This is a genomic window from Streptomyces sp. NPDC000229, from assembly GCF_040300825.1.
GTDB lineage: Bacteria > Actinomycetota > Actinomycetes > Streptomycetales > Streptomycetaceae > Streptomyces.
In genome coordinates this window covers 1-19,360 of record NZ_JBEPEL010000049.1, presented here as the reverse complement: position 1 = coordinate 19,360, position 19,360 = coordinate 1, and the positions used below count along the sequence as shown (strand labels likewise).

The 19,360-nt window shown below is 69.8% G+C and carries 14 protein-coding genes and 2 tRNA genes; 13 read left to right on the top strand and 3 right to left on the bottom strand.

Going from position 1 to position 19,360, the window contains the following annotated elements:
• Window positions 1–12: 12 nt before the first annotated feature.
• Entirely contained in the window at window positions 13–150 is a 138-nt protein-coding gene (gene rpmH, locus ABT360_RS22575) for a 50S ribosomal protein L34 (RefSeq protein ID WP_018846094.1), read from the bottom strand.
• A 361-nt stretch (window positions 151–511) separates the two neighbouring features.
• Here rpmH and dnaA point away from each other — a divergent pair, with 361 nt between their 5' ends.
• From dnaA to ABT360_RS22520, 11 genes are all read left to right on the top strand, one after another.
• Window positions 512–2,278, top strand: a complete 1,767-nt coding sequence (gene dnaA / locus ABT360_RS22570; RefSeq protein WP_351819310.1) for a chromosomal replication initiator protein DnaA — start codon at window positions 512–514, stop codon at window positions 2,276–2,278.
• A 1,157-nt stretch (window positions 2,279–3,435) separates the two neighbouring features.
• Window positions 3,436–4,566: a DNA polymerase III subunit beta gene (gene dnaN / locus ABT360_RS22565; RefSeq protein ID WP_126884177.1), complete on the top strand. Its 1,131-nt coding sequence runs from the start codon at window positions 3,436–3,438 to the stop codon at window positions 4,564–4,566.
• A gap of 139 nt (window positions 4,567–4,705) precedes the next feature.
• The gene (gene gnd, locus ABT360_RS22560) at window positions 4,706–5,584 is read left to right on the top strand and encodes a phosphogluconate dehydrogenase (NAD(+)-dependent, decarboxylating) (RefSeq protein ID WP_351819307.1); all 879 of its coding nucleotides are present in this window, start codon (window positions 4,706–4,708) and stop codon (window positions 5,582–5,584) included.
• Window positions 5,585–5,642: 58 nt separating this feature from the next.
• On the top strand, window positions 5,643–6,761 hold the full coding sequence (recF, locus tag ABT360_RS22555) for a DNA replication/repair protein RecF (protein WP_351819304.1): 1,119 nt from the start codon (window positions 5,643–5,645) through the stop codon (window positions 6,759–6,761).
• On the top strand, window positions 6,758–7,330 hold the full coding sequence (locus ABT360_RS22550) for a DUF721 domain-containing protein (protein ID WP_444852305.1): 573 nt from the start codon (window positions 6,758–6,760) through the stop codon (window positions 7,328–7,330). The genes recF and ABT360_RS22550 overlap by 4 nt, the downstream gene beginning before the upstream one ends.
• Window positions 7,331–7,873: 543 nt before the next feature.
• Entirely contained in the window at window positions 7,874–9,946 is a 2,073-nt protein-coding gene (gyrB, locus tag ABT360_RS22545) for a DNA topoisomerase (ATP-hydrolyzing) subunit B (protein WP_351819301.1), read from the top strand.
• Window positions 9,947–9,987: 41 nt separating this feature from the next.
• Window positions 9,988–12,690, top strand: coding sequence for a DNA gyrase subunit A (gene gyrA, locus ABT360_RS22540; protein ID WP_351819298.1), 2,703 nt, complete (start codon window positions 9,988–9,990; stop codon window positions 12,688–12,690).
• Window positions 12,691–12,693: 3 nt separating this feature from the next.
• On the top strand, window positions 12,694–13,323 hold the full coding sequence (locus ABT360_RS22535; RefSeq protein WP_351819296.1) for a DUF3566 domain-containing protein: 630 nt from the start codon (window positions 12,694–12,696) through the stop codon (window positions 13,321–13,323).
• A 59-nt stretch (window positions 13,324–13,382) separates the two neighbouring features.
• Window positions 13,383–13,456: transfer RNA gene (locus ABT360_RS22530), tRNA-Ile, on the top strand.
• Between the two features lie 158 nt (window positions 13,457–13,614).
• Window positions 13,615–13,749, top strand: a complete 135-nt coding sequence (locus ABT360_RS22525; protein WP_003958712.1) for a DLW-39 family protein — start codon at window positions 13,615–13,617, stop codon at window positions 13,747–13,749.
• 544 nt (window positions 13,750–14,293) lie between these two features.
• Window positions 14,294–15,673: a hypothetical protein gene (locus ABT360_RS22520; protein ID WP_351819293.1), complete on the top strand. Its 1,380-nt coding sequence runs from the start codon at window positions 14,294–14,296 to the stop codon at window positions 15,671–15,673.
• Between the two features lie 21 nt (window positions 15,674–15,694).
• Here ABT360_RS22520 and ABT360_RS22515 read toward each other — a convergent pair whose 3' ends face one another.
• Window positions 15,695–17,107: a serine/threonine-protein kinase gene (locus ABT360_RS22515; protein ID WP_351819290.1), complete on the bottom strand. Its 1,413-nt coding sequence runs from the start codon at window positions 17,105–17,107 to the stop codon at window positions 15,695–15,697.
• Between the two features lie 46 nt (window positions 17,108–17,153).
• A complete protein-coding gene (locus ABT360_RS22510) occupies window positions 17,154–17,702 on the bottom strand; it encodes a helix-turn-helix domain-containing protein (protein ID WP_351819288.1) in 549 nt (182 codons plus the stop codon).
• A 151-nt stretch (window positions 17,703–17,853) separates the two neighbouring features.
• On the opposite strand from ABT360_RS22510, the gene ABT360_RS22505 reads away from it, so the two are divergent.
• Both ABT360_RS22505 and ABT360_RS22500 read left to right on the top strand, forming a co-directional pair.
• Window positions 17,854–17,926, top strand: a tRNA-Ala gene (locus tag ABT360_RS22505).
• An 824-nt stretch (window positions 17,927–18,750) separates the two neighbouring features.
• Window positions 18,751–19,269, top strand: a complete 519-nt coding sequence (locus ABT360_RS22500; protein ID WP_351819285.1) for a DUF6344 domain-containing protein — start codon at window positions 18,751–18,753, stop codon at window positions 19,267–19,269.
• The last annotated feature ends 91 nt before the right edge of the window (window positions 19,270–19,360 follow it).

The window sequence follows — 19,360 nt, the reverse complement described above, 5'->3', positions numbered from 1 at the left end:
CTGTTTAAGCGATCAGGCGGACAGGTTGGCGCGACCCTTGCTGCGGCGGTTCGCCAGGATGGCGCGGCCGGCGCGGGTACGCATGCGCAGACGGAAACCGTGGGTCTTCGCGCGACGACGGTTGTTCGGCTGGAAGGTGCGCTTGCTCACTCGGGGGCTCCAGAAATGATTCGGGTGGTGGCGGGACATCGCCTGGCTGTCACCGTGCGCCCACGAGTAGCTCGCAATACGCCCGAGTGCACCGCTTTCACGATCACTGACCGTGATCTTTGCCCATCGGAGGCAGGCGGCAGCAGCCATCGACAACTCGACCTGGTTACGGTACGCGCGGCTACGCCATCCGGTCAAACCGGCCCGGTGTCGTGGTCCACTATGCACAGGCTGTGGACAACAACTTGAACCACGTGAGCCGCCGCGACTACCGTGGCTGAACTCGGATTCCTTTCCTGCCTGTCCTTCCATCCCGTCCCGAGAACCACACATTCGTGGGACCTGTGAGAGAGCGTGCCTTGTGGCTGACGTACCTGCTGATCTTGCCGCAGTGTGGCCACGAGTGCTGGAGCAGCTTCTCGGCGAGGGCCAGCAGGGCATCGAGCCGAAGGACAAGCAGTGGATCGAGCGCTGCCAGCCGCTGGCCCTGGTGGCGGACACCGCGCTGCTCGCCGTCCCCAATGAATGGGGCAAGCGTGTCCTGGAGGGCCGTCTCGCCCCACTGATCAGCGACACGCTCAGCCGGGAGTGCGGCCGCCCGATCCGGATCGCGATCACCGTCGACGACTCCGCCGGCGACCCGCCGCCCGCCCCCTCGGCGCCCGGCCGACAGCAGCCTCAGCAGCCCCGGTACGACGAGCGGCAGCAGAACGAGGCGTACGACAAGCCGTACGAGAAGTACGACGGCTACGGGCACCGGCCCATGCCCGACGACGGGCTGCCGACCGTGCGCCCCGCCTACCCCGAGTACCAGCAGCAGCGCCCCGAGCCGGGCTCCTGGCCGCGCACCCAGGAGGACCTGTCCTGGCAGCAGCCGCGGCTCGGCGGCTTCCAGGAGCGCGACCCGTATGCGACGCCCCGCCCGCAGCAGCCGCACCACGACTACCGCGGTCCGCAGCCGTCCGACCCCTCTCCGTACGACCAGCCGCGCGGCGACCGGCGCGAGCTCCCGGACGGCCCCGGCCAACGCCCCGGGGGCGCGGCGAGCGGCACGGGGACGGGCGCCGGAGCCGCGGGCGGCCGGCCCGGTGAGCCGCACGCGCGGCTCAACCCCAAGTACCTGTTCGACACCTTCGTCATCGGGTCGTCCAACCGGTTCGCGCACGCGGCCGCCGTCGCGGTAGCGGAGGCGCCGGCCAAGGCGTACAACCCCCTCTTCATCTACGGGGAGTCCGGACTCGGCAAGACGCACCTGCTGCACGCGATCGGGCACTACGCGCGCAGCCTCTACCCCGGTACGCGGGTGCGGTACGTGAGCTCGGAGGAGTTCACCAACGAGTTCATCAACTCCATTCGCGACGGCAAGGGCGACACCTTCCGCAAGCGCTACCGCGATGTGGACATCCTGCTCGTCGACGACATCCAGTTCCTGGCGAGCAAGGAGTCGACGCAGGAGGAGTTCTTCCACACCTTCAATACGCTCCACAACGCCAACAAGCAGATCGTCCTGTCCTCGGACCGGCCGCCCAAGCAGCTGATGACCCTGGAGGACCGGCTGCGCAACCGCTTCGAGTGGGGTCTGACCACGGACGTGCAGCCGCCGGAGCTGGAGACGCGGATCGCGATCCTCCGCAAGAAGGCGGTGCAGGAGCAGCTCAACGCCCCGCCGGAGGTCCTGGAGTTCATCGCCTCCCGCATCTCGCGCAACATCCGAGAGCTGGAGGGCGCGCTGATCCGGGTGACGGCGTTCGCGAGCCTCAACCGGCAGCCGGTCGACCTGGTGCTGACCGAGGGCGTGCTGAAGGACCTGATCCCAGGCGGTGAGGACGCCGCCCCGGAGATCACGGCCGGCGCCATCATGGCGGCCACCGCCGACTACTTCGGGCTGACGGTCGAGGACCTGTGCGGATCGTCGCGCAGCCGCGTGTTGGTGACGGCCCGCCAGATCGCCATGTACCTGTGCCGGGAGCTGACCGACCTGTCGCTTCCGAAGATCGGTGCCCAGTTCGGCGGGCGTGACCATACGACGGTGATGCACGCCGACCGGAAGATCCGGGCGCTGATGGCGGAGCGACGCTCCATCTACAACCAGGTCACCGAACTCACCAACCGCATCAAGAACGGCTGAGGACAGCCGGTCCCTGCCGGAGCCCCGGGCGGGCCCCTGACGGGGTCGGTCGGGGGTGGTTACCCGGGACGGTCCCAGGGAACGGCGCCCCACGGGCCGGCTCGCCGGGAGCGGCTGCCGGGTGCGTTGCCGGGTGCGGGGCGATGAGAAGGCGGTCACGCACGTGTGCGTGTACGCGACGGCTCGCCGACGGAGCCGACGGCCCTGCACCGCGTCCCCGACTGGCCGGGTACCGCCCGTACCGGACAGCCGGACAGCCGCGCACCCGTGCCTTCGGTGCGCCGCTTGGCACGCGCCATCCCAGGACAGCCGAAGAACTTTCGTGCGCGCTGCGCGCCGAGGGACGGCTGATTCGAGCTGGGGGACGGATCGAGGGCGTCCCGGGACACGGTCCCGGGACGCCCTTCGTCGTTGTCCGCACCCTGTGTCGCGCCTGCGCTGTTCGAATAGTTCGGTCGGTCACCGGGTTCTCCACAGCTCTGGCGACGATCTTCAATCCACAGGCTGGGGACTGTGAAGTTGTCCAGACAGCGTCCACAGGCTTGGGTGTGGAGATCACATCTTTGCAGGTCACCTGCTTGTGGATTTGTGGCCGACCGTGCTCCACAGGCTGTGGACGCCGCACTCGTCCACAGGCCGCTTTCGCGGTTGTCCACCGGCGGCCCACAGGCAGCGGTCCATGGTCCACAGCTTCTCCACACCGCTGTCCACTGTTCGGCAACGAAACGCCCGGCCTCACCGCGCCGAGTGAAAGCGGTCACACCAAGGTGGTCGGTTGGCCTGTGGGGAAGCTGGGTAAAACTGGGGACGGCGCTGGGGAGAAGTCGGCCTGTGCTGTGCATCGGGTGTGCAGAACTTTCCCGCGTCCACAGACAGGGGTGGTTGTCCACCGGTCCCGCCCACAGGCGCGGTGGACAAAAAACGGGGTGTGACCTGCGTGGATGGCGTTATCCACCGTTTCCACAGGCCCTACTACTACTCCCACTCAGAGTTACCGGGAAATCCGCTTCGAAGCGGGGCCTGTGCACAACTCGGCCCCGGAGCGCCCGGTGCCTCTTGTCGCGACTTGACCCCGAGCCGCACCGACTGTCGGCGGCGTGCGTCAGACTGGTTCCCGCAGTCGAGATAAGAGCCAGCAACAGCAGGAGGCGGTTCCGGTGAAGATCCGGGTGGAGCGCGATGTACTCGCGGAGGCGGTGGCCTGGGTGGCCCGTAGCCTCCCGGCCCGTCCGCCGGCGCCCGTACTCGCGGGCCTTCTGCTGAAGGCCGAGGACGGCGCGCTCAGCTTCTCCAGCTTCGACTACGAGGTCTCCGCGCGGGTCTCGGTCGAGGCCGAGGTGGAGGAGGACGGCACCGTCCTCGTCTCCGGCCGTCTCCTCGCCGACATCTGCCGCGCCCTCCCCAACCGGCCGGTGGAGATTTCCACAGACGGTGTACGGGCGACCGTGGTCTGCGGCTCGTCCCGGTTCACCCTCCACACCATGCCTGTGGAGGAGTACCCGGCACTGCCGGAGATGCCGACCGCGACCGGCACCGTGCCCGGTGAGGTCTTCGCCTCCGCCGCCGCCCAGGTCGCCATCGCGGCCGGCCGCGACGACACGCTGCCCGTCCTCACCGGCGTGCGCATCGAGATCGAGGGCGACACGGTCACGCTGGCGTCGACCGACCGCTACCGCTTCGCAGTCCGTGAGTTCCTGTGGAAGCCGGAGTCCCCGGACGCCTCCGCGGTCGCCCTGGTGCCCGCCAAGACGCTGCTGGACACCGCCAAGGCGCTGACGAGCGGCGACACCGTCACGCTGGCGCTGTCGGGCTCGGGCAAGGGCGAGGGCCTGATCGGCTTCGAGGGCGCGGGGCGGCGCACCACCACCCGCCTGCTCGAAGGCGACCTCCCGAAGTACCGGACGCTCTTCCCCACCGAGTTCAACTCGGTCGCGGTGATCGAGACGGCGCCGTTCGTCGAGGCCGTGAAGCGTGTGGCGCTGGTGGCCGAGCGGAACACGCCGGTCCGACTGAGCTTCGAGCAGGGTGTGCTGATCCTGGAGGCCGGTTCCAGCGACGACGCACAGGCTGTGGAGCGTGTGGACGCGCAGCTGGAGGGCGACGACATCTCGATCGCCTTCAACCCGACGTTCCTGCTGGACGGCCTGAGTGCGATCGACTCCCCGGTCGCCCAGCTCTCCTTCACCACCTCCACGAAGCCCGCGCTGCTGAGCGGCAAGCCCGCCGTGGACGCGGAGGCCGACGAGGCCTACAAGTACCTGATCATGCCGGTGCGGCTGAGCGGCTGAGCCCGCCGTGGGGGCGGTGCGCCTGAGTGGCTGACCAGGCGCCTGATGAGCGCCTGACCCCACAGGTGTGCGCCCGCATCCGGGCGTAGGCTCGGACGCGGGTACGAACTCTCCGCACACAACGATTGAGGAATCTCTGATGGAGCTCGGTCTCGTCGGTCTCGGCAAGATGGGCGGCAACATGCGCGAGCGCATCCGCCGCGCGGGTCACACCGTCATCGGATACGACCGCAACCCTGACCTCGCCGATGTCCACAGCCTCGAGGAGCTTGTGGGCAAGCTCAAGGGCCCTCGCGTCGTCTGGGTCATGGTTCCGGCCGGTGCCGCGACCCAGTCCACGATCGACGAGCTCGGTGAGCTGCTCTCCCCCGGCGACGTCGTCGTCGACGGCGGCAACTCCCGCTGGACCGACGACGAGAAGCACGCGGCCGAGCTGGGCGAGAAGGGCATCGGATTCGTCGACTGCGGCGTCTCCGGCGGCGTGTGGGGCCTGGAGAACGGCTACGCGCTGATGTACGGCGGCGACGCCGAGAACGTGGCGAAGGTCCAGCCGGTCTTCGACGCGCTGAAGCCCGCGGGCGAGTTCGGTTCCGTCCACGCGGGCAAGGTCGGCGCGGGCCACTTCGCGAAGATGGTCCACAACGGCATCGAGTACGCCATGATGCAGGCGTACGCCGAGGGCTGGGAGCTCCTGGAGAAGGTCGACTCCGTCACCGACGTACGCGAGGTCTTCCGCTCCTGGCAGGAGGGCACGGTCATCCGCTCCTGGCTGCTCGACCTGGCGGTCAACGCACTGGACGAGGACGAGCACCTGGACGGGCTGCGCGGTTACGCACAGGACTCCGGCGAGGGCCGGTGGACCGTGGAGGCCGCCATCGACAACGCGGTCCCGCTGCCGGCGATCACCGCGTCGCTGTTCGCGCGGTTCGCCTCCCGTCAGGACGACTCGCCGCAGATGAAGATGATCGCCGCGCTGCGCAACCAGTTCGGTGGCCACGCGGTCGAGTCCAAGAAGTAGATCCACAGGCTGTGCACCCGGCGGTGCACGGCATGCCGGGGGAAGGTCGGCGCACACCATGCACGTCACGCATCTGTCGCTGGCCGACTTCCGCTCGTACGCCCGGGTCGAGGTCCCTCTCGATCCGGGCGTCAGCGTTTTCGTGGGCGCCAACGGGCAGGGCAAGACCAACCTCGTCGAGGCGGTCGGGTACCTGGCGACGCTCGGCAGCCACCGGGTGTCGTCCGACGCGCCCTTGGTGCGCATGGGCGCCGAGCGGGCGATCATCCGGGCGGCGGTCCGGCAGGGCGAGCGGTCGCAGCTGGTCGAGCTGGAGCTCAACCCGGGCCGGGCGAACCGGGCCCGTATCAACAGGTCGTCCCAGGTCAGGCCGCGCGATGTGCTGGGGATCGTCCGGACGGTGCTGTTCGCGCCCGAGGACCTGGCTCTGGTGAAGGGCGATCCGGGCGAGCGGCGGCGCTTCCTGGACGAGCTGATCACGGCGCGGTCCCCGCGGATGGCGGGCGTACGGTCCGACTACGAGCGCGTGCTGCGGCAGCGCAACACGCTGCTGAAGTCGGCGGCCATGGCGCGGCGGCACGGCGGCCGCTCCATGGACCTGTCCACGCTGGACGTGTGGGACCAGCACCTCGCGCGGGTCGGTGCGGAGCTGCTGGCGCAGCGCCTCGACCTGGTCGCGACGCTGCAGCCGCTGGCGGACAAGGCGTACGAGCAGCTGGCGCCGGGCGGCGGTCCGGTGGCGCTGGAGTACAAGGGCGCCGTGTCCGGGGCGCACGGGCGGGAGGCCCTGTACGAGGGGCTGCTCGCCGCGCTGGCGGAGGTGCGCAAGCAGGAGATCGAGCGGGGCGTCACGCTGGTGGGGCCGCACCGCGACGACCTGGTGCTCAAGCTGGGCGAGCTGCCCGCGAAGGGGTACGCCAGCCATGGCGAGTCCTGGTCGTACGCGCTTTCGCTGCGGCTGGCCTCCTACGACCTGCTGCGCGGTGAGGGCAACGAGCCGGTGCTCGTGCTCGACGACGTCTTCGCGGAGCTGGACGCCCGGCGCCGGGAGCGGCTGGCGGAGCTGGTCGCCCCGGGCGAGCAGGTGCTGGTGACGGCGGCGGTCGACGACGATGTGCCGGGGGTGCTCGCGGGGGCGCGGTACGAGGTGTCGGAGGGGTCGGTGGAGCGGCTGTGACCACTGATCCTCTGCCGGAGCCTTCGGTTCCGTCGGGTCCTTCTGTTCCTTCGGTACCGGAACCGTCCGGGGTCGACCTGGCACGGGTCGCGCTGCGTGCGGCGAAGGAGCAGGCGAAGGCGCGGGGCGCGGCGGCGCAGCAGAAGAAGCAGGCTCGTCGGGGTGGCGGACTGCGCTCGGGCGCGCGGGCCGACGGCCGCGATCCGCTGCCGTTGGGCGCCGCGATCAACCGGCTGATCACCGAGCGCGGGTGGGAGACCCCGGCCGCGGTGGGCGGGGTGATGGGGCGGTGGCCGCAGATCGTGGGCGAGGACCTGGCGAAGCACTGCCTGCCGCTGCGGTACGACGAGGACCCTGAGGAGCGTGTGCTCACGGTGCAGTGCGACTCCACCGCATGGGCCACCCAGCTGCGGCTGCTGGCTCCGCGGCTGGTGGCCCGGCTGAACGAGGACCTGGGGCACGGGACGGTACGGGTGATCAAGGTGCTGGGGCCGGGCGGGCCCCGGCGCGGATACGGCGGGCCTCTTCGGGCGCCGGGCAGCACGGGGCCGGGCGACACGTACGGCTGAGGGGCGGGCCGGGCGGGCGCCTCGCTGTGCGGACGTACGAAGCCGGGGTCGGCCCCCGAGCCCCTCGCCGACCGCTCCCGTCGACCGCTCCCTCCGGCCCGGCTCCCTCCGGCCGAACCTCCGGCCGCTCCCCTCTGCCGCCGGCCGAATCCCCGGCCGAACCTCCGGGCCGGAGCCCAGCCCCGCCCCCTTCCACGTCCCCTCCCCCTGCCGCATCCCGCCCCGGGTGACGGGGCGTTCCGCGGTCGGCCGCTTGCCCCGTCGGAGGCCCCTGGGGCGTGCGGGGGCCGGGGGCGCGGTGAGGCGGTCGTCACCGTTGCTGGAGGTTGACAGGCCGAAGCGCTGAGTGGCGGCGTGAGGCTCTTGGAGCCCCTTCCCGGATATGGGGAGTCGGTCGGCGCCGGTTCAGGGCGGCACATGCGGACTCAGGCACCGGCAAGCCCCCATTAATGTCAGTGCTACCGGTAGACTGGTAGGTAATCCCGCCCACTGCGGAACATGTCGAACGACGCAGCCGCTCCCGGATGCCCGGAGAGACGGCTTGTGCTGTGCCAGAAAGGGCGCTTCGTGGCCGATTCCGGCAACCCCAACGAGAACATTCCGTCCACTGCTGCCGGCGAGAACGGCGAGGTCACCTCGTCGTACGACGCCAGCGCGATCACCGTCCTCGAGGGTCTGGACGCGGTTCGCAAGCGGCCCGGCATGTACATCGGCTCGACCGGTGAGCGTGGACTCCACCACCTCGTACAAGAGGTCGTCGACAACTCCGTCGACGAGGCCCTGGCAGGGCACGCGGACACCATCGACGTGACCATCCTCGCGGACGGTGGCGTCAAGGTCGTGGACAACGGCCGCGGTATCCCCGTGGACATCCACCCTGTCGAGAAGAAGCCGGCCGTCGAGGTCGTGCTCACCGTCCTGCACGCGGGCGGCAAGTTCGGCGGCGGCGGTTACGCCGTCTCCGGTGGTCTGCACGGCGTGGGCGTGTCCGTCGTGAACGCGCTGTCCACCAAGGTGTCGGTCGAGATCAAGCGTGACGGCTACCGCTGGACCCAGGACTACAAGCTTGGCGTCCCCACCGCCCCGCTCGCCAAGCACGAGGCGGTCGAGGACTCCGGTACGACCGTGACGTTCTGGGCGGACCCGGACATCTTCGAGACGACCGAGTACTCCTTCGAGACGCTCTCGCGCCGCTTCCAGGAGATGGCCTTCCTCAACAAGGGCCTGCGGATCACGCTGACCGACGAGCGCGAGTCGGCCAAGGCGACCATGAACGCCGACGACCCGGACGCCGCGGAGACCGCGGAGGAGGCGCCGGCCAGGACCGTCTCGTACCACTACGAGGGCGGCATCGTCGACTTCGTGAAGTACCTGAACTCGCGCAAGGGCGAGCTCATCCACCCCACGGTGATCTCGGTCGAGGCCGAGGACAAGGATCGCCTGCTCGCGGTCGAGATCGCGATGCAGTGGAACTCGCAGTACACGGAGGGTGTGTACTCGTTCGCGAACACCATCCACACCCACGAGGGCGGTACGCACGAAGAGGGCTTCCGCGCCGCTCTGACGGGTCTGGTCAACCGGTACGCGCGCGACAAGAAGCTGCTGCGCGAGAAGGACGACAACCTCACGGGCGAGGACATCCGCGAGGGCCTGACGGCGATCATCTCCGTCAAGCTCGGAGAGCCCCAGTTCGAGGGTCAGACCAAGACCAAGCTGGGCAACACGGAGGCCAAGACCTTCGTGCAGAAGGTCGTCCACGAGCACCTCAACGACTGGTTCGACCGCAACCCGAACGAGGCCGCGGACATCGTCCGCAAGTCGATCCAGGCCGCCACGGCCCGCGTCGCCGCCCGTAAGGCGAGGGACCTGACCCGCCGCAAGGGGCTGCTGGAGAGCGCCTCGCTGCCGGGCAAGCTGTCCGACTGCCAGTCGAACGACCCGTCGAAGTGCGAGATCTTCATCGTCGAGGGTGACTCCGCCGGTGGCTCGGCCAAGTCCGGCCGTAACCCCGAGTTCCAGGCCATCCTGCCCATCCGAGGCAAGATCCTGAACGTCGAGAAGGCGCGGATCGACAAGATCCTCCAGAACACCGAGGTCCAGGCGCTGATCTCCGCCTTCGGTACCGGTGTGCACGAGGACTTCGACATCGAGAAGCTCCGCTATCACAAGATCATCCTGATGGCGGACGCCGACGTCGACGGCCAGCACATCAACACCCTGCTGCTGACCTTCCTCTTCCGCTTCATGCGGCCGCTGGTCGAGGCCGGGCACGTCTACCTGTCCCGCCCGCCGCTGTACAAGATCAAGTGGGGCCGGGACGACTTCGAGTACGCCTACTCGGACCGTGAGCGCGACGCGCTCGTCGAGCTCGGCAAGCAGAACGGCAAGCGCATCCGCGAGGACTCCATCCAGCGCTTCAAGGGTCTGGGCGAGATGAACGCCGAGGAACTGCGCATCACCACCATGGACCAGGACCACCGGGTGCTCGGCCAGGTCACGCTGGACGACGCGGCCCAGGCCGACGACCTGTTCTCGGTGCTGATGGGCGAGGACGTGGAGGCGCGGCGCTCGTTCATCCAGCGCAACGCCAAGGACGTCCGCTTCCTCGACATCTGAGTCGGTCTCAGCTGACCGTACGAAAGGATTGAAGACCAGCAATGGCCGACGAGAACACCCCTGACACTCCTGACACGCCCAGCACCCCGGTCGTCGTGACGCCCGAGGCGGAGCCCCCCGTCCCCGGTGTGGGCCTCCGCGTCGAGCCCGTCGGGCTCGAGACCGAGATGCAGCGCTCGTATCTCGACTACGCGATGTCCGTCATCGTGTCGCGCGCGCTGCCCGACGTCCGGGACGGTCTCAAGCCCGTCCACCGCCGCGTGCTCTACGCGATGTACGACGGCGGGTACCGGCCCGAGAAGGGCTTCTACAAGTGCGCCCGCGTCGTCGGTGACGTCATGGGTACGTACCACCCGCACGGCGACTCCTCCATCTACGACGCCCTGGTCCGCCTGGCCCAGCACTGGTCGATGCGCATGCCGCTGGTGGACTCCAACGGCAACTTCGGTTCCCCGGGCAACGACCCGGCCGCCGCCATGCGGTACACCGAGTGCAAGATGATGCCGCTGGCCATGGAGATGCTCCGGGACATCGACGAGGAGACCGTCGACTTCACGGACAACTACGACGGCCGCAACCAGGAGCCGACGGTTCTGCCGGCGCGCTTCCCGAACCTCCTGGTCAACGGCTCGGCCGGTATCGCGGTCGGTATGGCGACCAACATCCCGCCGCACAACCTGCGCGAGGTCGCCGCCGGTGCCCAGTGGGCGCTGGAGCACCCCGAGGCCACCCACGAGGAGCTCCTGGACGCGCTGCTCGAGCGCATCAAGGGCCCCGACTTCCCGACCGGCGCCCTCGTCGTCGGCCGCAAGGGCATCGAGGAGGCGTACCGCACGGGCCGCGGCTCCATCACGATGCGCGCGGTCGTCGAGGTCGAGGAGATCCAGAACCGCCAGTGCCTGGTGGTCACGGAGCTTCCGTACCAGGTGAACCCGGACAACCTGGCCCAGAAGATCGCCGACCTCGTCAAGGACGGCAAGATCGGCGGCATCGCCGACGTCCGTGACGAGACGTCCTCCCGGACCGGCCAGCGGCTCGTGATCGTCCTCAAGCGGGACGCGGTCGCCAAGGTCGTCCTCAACAACCTCTACAAGCACACCGACCTCCAGACGAACTTCGGCGCCAACATGCTGGCGCTCGTCGACGGTGTACCGCGCACCCTCTCGCTGGACGCGTTCATCCGCCACTGGGTGACGCACCAGATCGAGGTCATCGTCCGGCGTACGAAGTTCCGCCTGCGCAAGGCGGAGGAGCGGGCGCACATCCTGCGCGGCCTGCTCAAGGCGCTGGACGCGATCGACGAGGTCATCGCGCTGATCCGGCGCAGCGACACGGTCGAGGTCGCGCGCGAGGGCCTGATGGGCCTGCTCCAGATCGACGAGATCCAGGCCAACGCCATCCTCGAGATGCAGCTGCGCCGCCTCGCCGCCCTGGAGCGCCAGAAGATCGTCGCCGAGCACGACGAGCTCCAGGCCAAGATCAACGAGTACAACAAGATCCTGGCGTCCGAGTCCCGCCAGCGCCAGATCGTCAGCGAGGAGCTGGCCGCGCTCGTCGAGAAGTTCGGCGACGACCGCCGCTCCAAGCTGATCCCCTTCGACGGCGACATGTCCATGGAGGACCTGATCGCCGAGGAGGACATCGTCGTCACGATCACGCGTGGCGGCTATGTGAAGCGCACGAAGACCGACGACTACCGCTCGCAGAAGCGCGGCGGCAAGGGTGTGCGCGGTACGAAGTTGAAGGAAGACGACATCGTCGACCACTTCTTCGTCTCCACCACGCACCACTGGCTGCTGTTCTTCACCAACAAGGGCCGGGTCTACCGGGCCAAGGCGTACGAGCTGCCCGACGCCGGCCGTGACGCCCGCGGCCAGCACGTCGCCAACCTGCTGGCCTTCCAGCCGGACGAGCAGATCGCCGAGATCCTCGCGATCCGCGACTACGAGGCGGCGCCCTACCTGGTGCTCGCCACCAAGGCCGGCCTGGTGAAGAAGACGTCCCTGAAGGACTACGACTCGCCCCGCTCGGGCGGCGTCATCGCGATCAACCTCCGGGAGAAGGAGGACGGCAGCGACGACGAGCTGATCGGCGCGGAGTTGGTGTCGGCGGAGGACGATCTGCTGCTCATCAGCCGGAAGGCGCAGTCGATCAGGTTCACCGCGACGGACGAGGCGCTGCGCCCCATGGGCCGTGCCACCTCCGGCGTGAAGGGCATGAGTTTCCGCGAGGGCGACGAGCTGCTCTCGATGAATGTGGTCCGGCCCGGTACGTTCGTGTTCACCGCGACGGACGGCGGGTACGCGAAGCGGACCGCCGTCGACGAGTACCGCGTCCAGGGTCGTGGCGGCCTCGGCATCAAGGCTGCCAAGATCGTGGAGGACCGCGGCTCGCTCGTCGGCGCGCTGGTGGTGGAGGAGACGGACGAGATCCTCGCCATCACGCTGTCCGGTGGTGTGATTCGTACGCGAGTCAACGAAGTCAGGGAGACGGGCCGTGACACCATGGGCGTCCAACTGATCAACCTGGGCAAGCGCGACGCCGTCGTCGGCATCGCCCGCAACGCCGAGGCCGGTCGCGAGGCCGAAGAGGTCGAAGGGGCCGACGGAATCGACGGGCCCGAAGACATCGACGGGACCGACGTGACCGACGAGGTCGTAGACACCGAGGCCGCCGCAGAGAGCGGCGCCGCGGTCGAGGCAGTCGAGGGCACGGAGCCCTCGACCGGGGAGCACGAGGAGTAAAGCGTGAGTAAGGCCACGGGCGCCGGATCGGCCGCTTCCGGAACGAACGGTGCCCGTGGCCCTGCCACGGACTCCCAGGGGGTTACGGTGACCACGTACGACGACGGTCCGCTGCCCGCCGAGCGGCCCGGATCCGGGCAGCAGACGGCGCAGCCGTACCACCCGCCGCAGGCGTACGCCGCGCAGGGCGGGGGCAAGGGCACCACGGGTGCCACGGGCGGCGCGGTGCGCCGACCGCGTACGGGCGCGAAGACGACGCCCCGTACCCGCAAGGCACGACTGCGGGTGGCCAAGGCCGACCCGTGGTCGGTGATGAAGGTCAGCTTCCTGCTCTCCATCGCGCTGGGCATTTGCACGGTGGTGGCGGCGGCGGTGCTGTGGATGGTCATGGACGCGATGGGCGTCTTCTCGACCGTCGGCGGCACGATCAGCGAGGCCACGGGCTCCAACGAGCACAATGGCTTCGATCTCCAGTCGTTCCTGTCGCTGCCGCGCGTCCTGGTCTTCACGTCGGTGATCGCCGTCATCGACGTGGTCCTGGCCACGGCCCTCGCGACGCTGGGCGCCTTCATCTACAACCTGTCGGCCGGCTTCGTGGGCGGTGTCGAGCTCACGCTGGCCGAGGACGAATAGCGGATTTGGGAAGACGCCGCTCCGTGCGCTAATCTTCAGAGGTCAGCGCGCAGCGCGGAGGGGCTATAGCTCAGTTGGTTAGAGCGCATCCCTGATAAGGATGAGGCCACAGGTTCAAATCCTGTTAGCCCCACAGTGACGATCGGCCCGGACGGAGAAAATCTCCGTCCGGGCCGATCGCTTTGCACGGGGAGTCAGTTGGGCGGGAAGTAGGTCACCGATCGGTATCGGTCGGTGTGTATAGTCGGGCGCCAGAAGGTCTCCCACGTCAATGAAAGACGAGGTCGCGCGGTGAAGAAGCTTCTCCTGGTCGCACTGGCCGCCATCGGCGGGCTCCTCGTGTACCGCCAGATCCAGGCGGATCGCGCCGAGCAGGATCTGTGGACGGAGGCGACCGACTCCGTGCCCGCAGGTTCCGGTGTGTGAGTCGCACGCAAGCAGTCTGCGAATGGGCCCCGGCCGCTGAAGAGCGGCAGGGGCCCTTTGCTTTCTGCGGGTCCTTCCGTGCTGTCGCCGTACCGTGACGCACAGTCCCCTGAATTCGCCTAAGCAAATAATTTGCTTGCAGGGGCAAAGGTGGACGGGTCTTCTGCCGGGCCGGCTCGCGGGAACGCCGTCGGCGACGGGTGGCGCGGACGCCGTCGTACCGGTTCGTCCAGGCGACGGGAATGGTGCCGATCCTCGGCCGGACCGCCCGGCCGGCCCGTGTGGACGGGCTGGGCGGTGAGATCGCCGGTGCCGCTGCCGGCCGGTTGCCGGGCAGGGCGTGAAGACCTGTGTGGCGCCGTACGACCCGACGCCTGGGTGGCCGTACAGGGCGACGGGGTGGCCGCCCGCAGCCGGCCGTGAGGACAAGCGGGACCATTCGGCCGGGCGCGCAGACAGCGGCGGGACGGGCGGGGCAGGATGGACCGGCATTGCGGTTGCCGCGGCGCCGGGCGGCCACGGAGAGGACGAGGGGAAGCGCGTGATGAGGCGGAGGGGCGGCAAGGCCGGCCGGGCGGCGTCGGTCGTGTCGGCGGTGCTGGCGGCGGTGTGCGTGACGGCGGTGCCGTCCGGGCAGGTGTGGGCGGCTCCGGGGCAGGCCGCGGGTGCGGCGCGGGCCGCTGCGGCCGGCTCGTCCGGGGGGTACGTCTTCGCCGACGGGATCGAACCGATCCACGGCGCGGGGAGCACCGTCGACGCGCCCCGGCTCGACGCGGGCGCGACGTACAAGGACGCCATCAAGGGCGGTACCGAGCTGACCTACCGCCTGGACCTGGATGCGAAGACGAACGCGTACGTCTCCGCCGTCGCCGTGCCGGAACCGGGCAGCAAGGTCGGCACCTTCGACAGCCTGAAGGTGTCTCTCCAGGACCGGAACGGCTATGACTGCAGCTCCAACGAGGCGCGCTTCGGATCGGCGGAGTTCCCCCGGCCGCTCGCCGCCTATGCGCACCGGACGCTGAAGCGGGACAGCTCCTCCTGCCAGGAGGCCGGGGTGTACTACGTCGTCATCGAGCGCAACAGCAAGGCCCCCTCCACCCCCGAGGCGTGGGACCTGGAGATCCGGCACCGGCTGGAGCCCGGGCTGAAGGCGCAGGGGCCGACCGCCGCCCCCGAGAACTGGCCCAGCGCCTCGCCCCCGCCACCGGCGGGCGGGCCGCGGGAGCGGGCCGGAGGAGCGGGTTTCTCCGATGCGACCGGCCTCACGGAAGGCGAGTGGACGGACCGGATCCAGCCCGGCCAGTCGCTCTTCTACCGGGTGCCGTTGGACTGGGGCCAGCAGGTCTTCGCCAGCGCCGACCTCGGCAGCTCGTCCGGCGACGGCTTCGTCGGCAGCGCCCTCGACATGACGCTGTACAACCCGATGCAGGGCGAGGTGTCCGGCTCCAACTCGGTTTCGTACGACGGCAAGCAGAAGTCGGCCGACCTCGAACCGATGACGCCGGTGAAGTACGAGAACCGTTTCGACGCGAGCTCCGACTTCGTGAACACGCGTTTCGCGGGTTGGTACTACCTGCGCGTCAGCCTGAGCCCCAAGGTGGGCGAGGAGTTCGGGAAGAAGCCGTACGGGCTGACGCTGCGGGTCAGTGTGGAGGGCAAGCCCCAGGCGGGTCCGGCGTACGACGGGCCGCCGGGGATCTTCGACGTCACGGAGTCGGACCAGGACGCGGCGGCGGACGGCCTGAGCGGCCCGGAGGCGGCGAAGAGCGGCACGATGAAACTGATCGCCGCAGCCGGTATTGGGACCGGCACGGTGCTCGTACTGGGGCTGGCCGCGTGGACGCTGGTGGCCCGGCGGAACGCGGCCCGGTCGGCGGCGGTGGACGCGGGGCCGTCGCAGTACGGGCCGCCCACCGCCTGGTGAGCGGGGCGGCGGCGGGCGCGCTCAGGTCTGGGTGAGCGCCCAGATGCCGACCGCGAAGCAGACCAGGGCCACGATCAGCACCGGGACCGTCACCTTCGGGGGCGGTCCCGGCCGCTTCCCCGCGGGCGGCCGGACGGGGCCCGGAACCTGCGGGACGTGGCCGGTGTACGGGCGAGTGGCGGCGGAGGCGTGCGGAACCGCGGCGGTCCCGGCGTGGGCGAGATCCGGAGCGGCGGCGTGGTGGGGGGTCGGCTGGTGGGGGGAGGCCGCGTGCACATGGGCGGGAGCGGCGACCGGTGCACTCGCGGGCGTGCTCGCGGGCCTGGAGGGAGGCGTGGGGTGCGCCGCGGGCTGGGGCGGCGGCGCGGCTGTCGCGGGTGCCGTGGGTGCCGTGGGTGCTGTGGGTGTCGCCGGGTGCGGCGACGGCGCCGGCTGCCGGGGCGGCGGGGCCAGGTGGAAGCTGCCCGTCTCCGACGGGGCCGGGGGCTGATGCTCCGGCAGGGAGGGCGGGGGCGTGGACGGCTGCGCGGCGGACGGCTCGGCGGAGCGGGGCTTCACCGGGCCCTCGGGGCCGAAGCCGGCCGGGAGCGGTCCGATCTGGTCGAAGACCTCGACCGGCTCCTCGTCCTGCGCCGGGGCGGGCAACATCTCGACCGCCGACGTCAGCGCCTTGCGCGCGCCCGTGGCCGTACGGAACCGGGACCCCGGATCGGGCTGGAGCAGGCCCGCGAGGACCTGCCACAGCGGCTCCGGAATGCCCTGCGGGGCACGGGGCGTGCCGTACGCGGCGAAGTGTTCGATCAGCGCCTGGGAATCCGGCTTCTGCCCCTGGAGCAGGTACAGCCCGACCAGGCCGACCGCGAACAGGTCGGCCGGGAAGTCGGGCTCCGCGCCCATCATCTGCTCGGGCGCGAAGTAACCCGGCGTACCCACCACATAGTTGGTCTCGGTCAGCCGGGGCTCACCCTTGCGCATGGAGATGCCGAAGTCGGACAGCCGCAGGTGCGGCCGCCCGGTCCCGGTGGCCTCCAGCAGGATGTTGGCCGGCTTGATGTCGCGGTGCACGACCCCCTCCGCGTGCACCGCGGCAAGTCCGGACAGCAGCTGGTCGAGCAGGGTGCAGACGAACCGGGGCGGCAGCGGGCCGTAGTCGCCGATGACGTGCGCCAGCGACCCGCCGGTCACCAGGTCCATGGTGAACAGCACCTTGTCGTCGTCGGCCGCCCAGCTGGCCGGGGCGAGGACATGCGGGTGGTCGATCCTCAGCGCCTGCTCGCGCACGAAGCGCAGCAGGGTGTGCGCGTCGCTCTGCTGCAGCACCTTGGCCGCGACATAGCGGCGCCTGCGGTGGTCCCAGGCCCGCCAGACGGCGCCGACACCACCACGTCCGATCGGGTCGATCAGCTCGTACCGACCAGCGAAGACCTCACCCATTGCGCTGCGCCCGCTCCCAGTCACCCGTTCCGGCGTTCTGCTTCGTTCAGCTCTGGTGCGACTCGTAGTGGGCGACCGCGTCCGCGGTGCGCCCGGCGCCGTACACCCGGAGGAACTCTGCCAGTTCGGGGTGGGTGGGGGCGAGGGAGTCGGCGGCGTCGATGATGTCGCCGGCGGCCGCGACGGAGCGCAGCAGCGACTGGATCTCCCGCACCACGCGGCGGACGGTCGGCCCGCCGGAGCTGGACGTCGTCTGGCTGGTGCCGGTGAGGACCGAGCCGCCCTGCGACTTCTTGATCTCGTCCATCCGGTCCGTGGCCTCCACCGCGCTGACGCTGCCGTCGGCGACCTGCCCGGCCAGCTCTTGCAGGGCCTGGACGCGCTGGACCACGGCCGGGTTGCCGATCTTGGCGCGCTGGCCGCTCATCAGCTGGGACAGCATCGGGGCAGACAGCCCGAGCACCGCGGCCAGGCGGGCCTGGTTCAGGCCCAGATCGTCGATGAGCCTACGGAAGAGCGCCCCCAAAGGCTCCCCGTACCAACTGCGCTGAAGCTCTCTGGCTCTCGCGGTCGCTTCCTGCTGTGCTGCATCCATTGCGTCTCCCCATCGCGTCGGTTCGCTGCTGCGAACCTCGTCCAGCATCTTACGGAGAGTGGTCGTCCACCGGGAGTCCCCAACCTTTTGCGGGGCACCCCCAGGTACCCGGTACTCTGGTCTGCGGCACGCGCCGCGAAGCGGACGTCCCGGGGCCTTAGCTCAGTTGGTAGAGCGCTGTCTTTGCATGGCAGATGTCAGGGGTTCGACTCCCCTAGGCTCCACTCTCTTGCACCCCTCTGACCTGGAGAAACGTGGTCAGAGGGGTGTTTTGTCAGAAACGGGGCGTTTGTCCCCGGGGCGCACCGATGAACCCCCTGACCTGCGCACATGCGGTCAGGGGGTTTCGTTCGTGCCGGTGTTCCGAGGGTCGGTCATGAGGTGAGGAGCCCAGCAGCGCGAGGGAGCCGATGCCGAAGGCGATCGTGAGGTAGAAGTTCCGGGTCCGCCAGGCGATCAGCAGGGTGGGGACGGCGAGCCAGGGATGTCGTACGGATCGACGGGCCGAAGCAGGCCATGGCCGCGTGGGCGGAGGTGGAGGCGCTGCGCGCCCGTACCGACCTGCAGTGGGGGTCGTTCTTCACGATCGGTCGGCTCATCGCCGAGCAGTACATCTCCGGGCGCCCGTCGGTCAGCGGGACGTCGGCCGTCGCCGCGCTGCTGCCGAACATCGACACCGCGATCGTGGTGCGCCGGCCGAACCGGTCGGCCACCGTCCCGACATGGCGGCGAGCGGCCCCGCAGCCACCACTACCGTGGCCGCCGCGCAGGAGCCGATCTGGGACTCCGCCGCCTCCGAGCCCATCTGGGACTGACCTGACCGACCGATACGGCCCCACTCCCGTAAGAGGGGTCCGACTCGGTCCTGAGGCTTCGTCACCCTGCCCATGACAGGCGGCCCTGTGGACCACATCCCGCGGCCGCCTGAGCCGTACGGGTGGTGTTCATCAGAAGAACTGCACAGCTGCGGCGTCGCTCCCCGGGATCCCGAGATGCGTACACATCATGAGAAAGGTATGTAGATCGCTCAACCCGAAAGCGAGGGGCCATGGCTGCCGTCACGGTCACGCACAAGGTCACACACTTCTGGACCGCCTTCTTCTCTCTCCTGTCCGCGATCCTCACCGCTCTCGGCCTGAAGCGCACGCCGGAGGCCGCCATTACGGTGTACGCGGGCCAGGCCACCGCCACAGCCGCTCCGGCCGTCGCGCCGATTCCCGCGCCCCGCTGCTGCGCACCGGCATGGACATCCGGCTACGCACGGTCCCTGCCGCCCACCATCAAGCAGCGCATCCGGGCCGAAGCGCACGGCGCCTCGCCCTCCGTACGCCGCCTGACCGCCGCACTCGTGTCCGACCCGGCCGACGTCACGGACGGGCCCGACGAGACCGCGGTCCTTCCGCACCAGGCCGCCGACCGGACCGACCTGACGGCCAAGGCCGACACCGCCCGGGTCACCACCGTCAACGACGGCACGACCGGCCGAGCCGACGAGGCCGGTACTGCGGACCGGGCCGCCGATCATGCCGACCCGGTCCGCCGTACCGGCCTCGCGCTCGCAGCCTAGGGCCTCTCGTTCGGATCTTGCTGGGCTCGTGACGCCTGGACACCGCACCTCGCGGCGTTGTCGTCGGTCGCCAATGCTCCGCAGTGGCTCC

What these genes read in the sequence shown, in the direction of transcription:
- recF (WP_351819304.1), top strand. Translation starts at nt 5,643, where the DNA reads ATGCACGTCACGCATCTGTCGCTGGCCGACTTCCGCTCGTACGCCCGG.
- ABT360_RS22520 (WP_351819293.1), top strand. Translation starts at nt 14,294, where the DNA reads ATGAGGCGGAGGGGCGGCAAGGCCGGCCGGGCGGCGTCGGTCGTGTCG.
- gnd (WP_351819307.1), top strand. Translation starts at nt 4,706, where the DNA reads ATGGAGCTCGGTCTCGTCGGTCTCGGCAAGATGGGCGGCAACATGCGC.
- ABT360_RS22515 (WP_351819290.1), bottom strand. Translation starts at nt 17,107, where the DNA reads ATGGGTGAGGTCTTCGCTGGTCGGTACGAGCTGATCGACCCGATCGGA.
- gyrA (WP_351819298.1), top strand. Translation starts at nt 9,988, where the DNA reads ATGGCCGACGAGAACACCCCTGACACTCCTGACACGCCCAGCACCCCG.
- ABT360_RS22510 (WP_351819288.1), bottom strand. Translation starts at nt 17,702, where the DNA reads ATGGATGCAGCACAGCAGGAAGCGACCGCGAGAGCCAGAGAGCTTCAG.
- ABT360_RS22500 (WP_351819285.1), top strand. Translation starts at nt 18,751, where the DNA reads ATGGCTGCCGTCACGGTCACGCACAAGGTCACACACTTCTGGACCGCC.